The sequence below is a fragment of the Methanohalobium sp. genome (assembly GCF_018609725.1).
GTDB lineage: Archaea > Halobacteriota > Methanosarcinia > Methanosarcinales > Methanosarcinaceae > Methanohalobium.
The window spans coordinates 1-3,613 of the sequence record NZ_JAHENT010000155.1; the positions used below are offsets into that span (position 1 = coordinate 1).

Sequence of the window (3,613 nt, forward strand, 5' to 3'; positions counted from 1 at the left end):
AACGATCGATGAAACTATATCGGAAGATCATGAAATAAATGCGGCTATGGTGTTTACTGTGGATGCGGAGGTACTGTAAAATTTAATTTATAGCTTATAAAGCATTAAGTCGGGAGAGTCATATGATGGCTCTCTTTTTTTATCTTTTGACATTGGCGCATTCAGAAGAAAGAATAACTATAATTGTTAGACTACTATCTCTTTATACTAAAAGCCAATGGCCAATAGCTAACAACCAACAACTTAATTATTAAAAAACTGATGGCAATTTTAACATTTACCTCTACTTCTGAATTCGCCTATCTAACTGACATAAAATAAGTTTCCTTTTGCAGTTCATTTTCTGGTAGCATAATAATCTGAAATTTTATGTTTTAAATTCATACATGATATATTTTTCTGTTTTTTAGTGTGTTAGGTGTTTTCTTTATAAATAGCTGAAATATTGAACTTTAGCAGATATGTTTTGTTTTGAAGGATGTGTTTTATAACATGTTACTTTTTTGCTTGGCTATAAAACACTGATAAATCACATTTAAATACTAAAAGGAGTTTGATTATGCTAAAAAAGTACATTTTCATTTTGTTATTTATTACGAGCGGGGTTTTTACAACTGCCGCGCAAAGTTTATCGCCAACGGTCTTATCTTCTTCCGGCGGATTTGAGAGTTCTGGTGGAACATCATTAAGCTGGACTACCGGAGAAGTGATGATCCAGTCTTTTTCTGACGGCTCTGCAATGCTTACACAAGGATTTCAGCAGGGTGAAATTACTGTTTCCACTGCAGTGGATGAAATGAGTGAATCTGCAATGGATGTACAGATTTATCCAAATCCTGTGAATGACATCTTAAATATCGAGTTCAAAAATATGGTCGATCAAATTGTTCAAGTCAGGTTAGTTGATTTGACAGGTAAAACGATTCTTACCAGAGAATTTTCTGACCCTTCCAATACGCAACGGCTAAATCTGAATTCGGTTAGTTCAGGCACTTATATGCTGGAAGTTAATGCGAGCCAGAAAAGAAAAGTATTTAAAATTGTAAAACATTAAAATTTAATAAGTTATGAAACGTTTATTACTATTAATTTTAGTTCTTGTATTAACAACAGGAATTACCAGTGCACAATCCCCTGATATGTTTAATTATCAGGCAGTAGCACGAGATGATCAGGGGAATGTAATAGCAAACCAGAGTATAGGGATTAAAATCAGTATCTTACAAGGTTCTGCCAATGGTACGGTTGTATATGAAGAGGAACATACACAAACCACCAATGAGCAGGGATTGATTAGTCTGATGATAGGAAACGGAACCACCATTTCTGGCACCTTTTCCGATATTGACTGGAGTACAGGTAGTTTCTACCTGGAAGTTGCCATGGATGAAACAGGTGGTACCAGTTATTCCACGATGGGAACCACACAACTTGTTTCCGTACCTTACGCCAAATATGCTGATAGTACAGGAAGCGCTTTCAGTGGTGAATATGGTGACTTAAGCAATACCCCTGATTTTACCGACTGGGACCAGGATGTAACTGATGATTTTAGCGGATCTTACAGTGATTTAATGAATACACCAGATCTGTCGGATACTACTAACTGGAATCAAGCCTATGATTGGGGTAACCACGCAGATTCAGGTTACATTAAACAAGAAAAGCAGGGATTGTCAGATGTGATAGCGAATAATAATTCCGCAGGAGATAATAGAATTCAGAATGTTGCCGATCCTAATAGTGACAAAGATGCTGCTAACAAGGCTTATGTTGATAAACTACTTAGAAGGATTCGCATTCTTGAAAGGATGTCTGGAATTGATACCATTCAAGATAGTGAAGGCAATGTTTATCGCACGGTTGAAATTGGTAATCAAACATGGATGGCTGAGAATCTGAAGGCTACGACGTATTCAGATGGTTCGGAAATAACCGGAAGATATTGGTATGAATTTGATATAAACGGAGATGGACAAACCAACAGCGAGGATAGTACGATCTATGTGGATACCTATGGATTTTTATATGACTGGAGCGCTGCGATGAACGGAGCATCAAGCAGTAATTCCAATCCGAGTGGTGTGCAAGGAGCCTGCCCGGATGGCTGGCACATTCCAAGCAGAGACGAGTGGTTGGAATTGGCAAATACGCTTGGTGGCACATCAGTAGCAGGTGGTAAAATAAAAGAAACCGGCTATGAACACTGGGAAAGTCCTAATACAGGGGCAACCAATGAAACAGGCTTTACTGCATTACCCAATGGAGTGAGATTTCCGACCGGATTTCACTATCAACTTCATACCATGAGTTTTTTTAAATCTTCTACCGAAGCATCTTCCTCTGATGCTTATTATATTAGAATAGAACACGATGAAGAAAGATGGAGTGTACTAAGTAATGATAAAGATAGGGCACATGGTATAAGGTGTGTAAAAGATTGATATAAGAGCATAACCATAGTATTCATTCATTTGAAATAGAAAGTAAATTATGATTAAAAAATCAGTACTTATTTTATTACTTTTCACAGGGGCCATCACGGCTGCCGCGCAAAGTTTATCGCCAACGGTCTTATCTTCTTCCGGCGGATTTGAGAGTTCTGGTGGAACATCATTAAGCTGGACCACCGGAGAATTGATGGTCCAGACCTTTTCTGACGGGTCTGCAATGCTTACTCAGGGATTCCATCAGGGGAATATCACTGTTTCCACTGCAGTGGATGAAATGAGTGAATCTGCAATGGATGTACAGATTTATCCAAATCCTGTGAATGACATCTTAAATGTCAAGTTCAAAAATATGGTTGATCAGACCATTCAAGTCAGGTTAGTTGATTTGACAGGTAAAACGATTCTTACCAGAGAATTTTCTGACCCTTCAAATACGCAACGGCTGAATCTGAGCCCGGTTACTTCAGGCACTTATATGCTGGAAGTTAATGCGGGGCAGAAAAGAAAAGTATTTAAAATTGTAAAACATTAAAATTTAATAAGTTATGAAACGATTATTACAATTAGTTTTAGTTATTCTAATAACAACAGGAATTACCAGTGCACAATCACCGGATATGTTTAACTATCAGGCAGTAGCACGTGACGATCAGGGCAATGTACTCTCTAACCAGAATGTTGGTATTAAGATCAGTATCCTGCAAGGTTCAGCCAATGGTACAGTTGTATATGAAGAGGAACACACACAAACCACCAACGATCAGGGACTTGTTAATCTTATGATTGGAGATGGTTCAGTTATGTCGGGAACATTTTCCAACATTGACTGGAGCTACGGCCCCTTCTTTATAGAAGTCGGTTTAGACGAGACAGGTGGAAGTGACTATAGTACAATGGGAACAACACAGTTGGTTTCGGTTCCTTATGCAAAATATGCGGACAGTACGGGAAGCAGTTTTAGTGGTAATTACACTGATCTGGCCAATACACCTGACCATGGGCAGTATGTTGATTCAACTATGACTTTAGATTGGGATAAAGATACTACTGATGATTTCAGTGGTGACTATAGTGATTTGAATAATAAGCTGTGGATGTCAATGAGTGATACGGTTTATTATAACAACGGAAGAATAGGTCTGGGTACCGATAGTGTTACT

At 38.1% G+C, this 3,613-nt stretch carries 4 protein-coding genes; all 4 read left to right on the forward strand.

Annotated elements, in window-relative coordinates; translation table 11 throughout:
- The first annotated feature begins 709 nt into the window (after positions 1–709).
- Positions 710–1,054, forward strand: coding sequence for a T9SS type A sorting domain-containing protein (locus QZ276_RS10550; protein WP_292487823.1), 345 nt, complete (start codon positions 710–712; stop codon positions 1,052–1,054).
- A 13-nt stretch (positions 1,055–1,067) separates the two neighbouring features.
- A complete protein-coding gene (locus QZ276_RS10555) occupies positions 1,068–2,444 on the forward strand; it encodes an FISUMP domain-containing protein (protein ID WP_292487825.1) in 1,377 nt (458 codons plus the stop codon).
- Positions 2,445–2,640: 196 nt separating this feature from the next.
- Positions 2,641–2,985, forward strand: coding sequence for a T9SS type A sorting domain-containing protein (locus QZ276_RS10560; RefSeq protein ID WP_292487827.1), 345 nt, complete (start codon positions 2,641–2,643; stop codon positions 2,983–2,985).
- Between the two features lie 13 nt (positions 2,986–2,998).
- A partial coding sequence (locus QZ276_RS10565; protein ID WP_292487828.1) for a hypothetical protein occupies positions 2,999–3,613 on the forward strand: 615 nt, incomplete at its 3' end.

Coding starts and splice junctions, on each gene's coding strand:
- QZ276_RS10550 (WP_292487823.1), top strand. CDS start 710: ATGATCCAGTCTTTTTCTGACGGCTCTGCAATGCTTACACAAGGATTT.
- QZ276_RS10555 (WP_292487825.1), top strand. CDS start 1,068: ATGAAACGTTTATTACTATTAATTTTAGTTCTTGTATTAACAACAGGA.
- QZ276_RS10560 (WP_292487827.1), top strand. CDS start 2,641: ATGGTCCAGACCTTTTCTGACGGGTCTGCAATGCTTACTCAGGGATTC.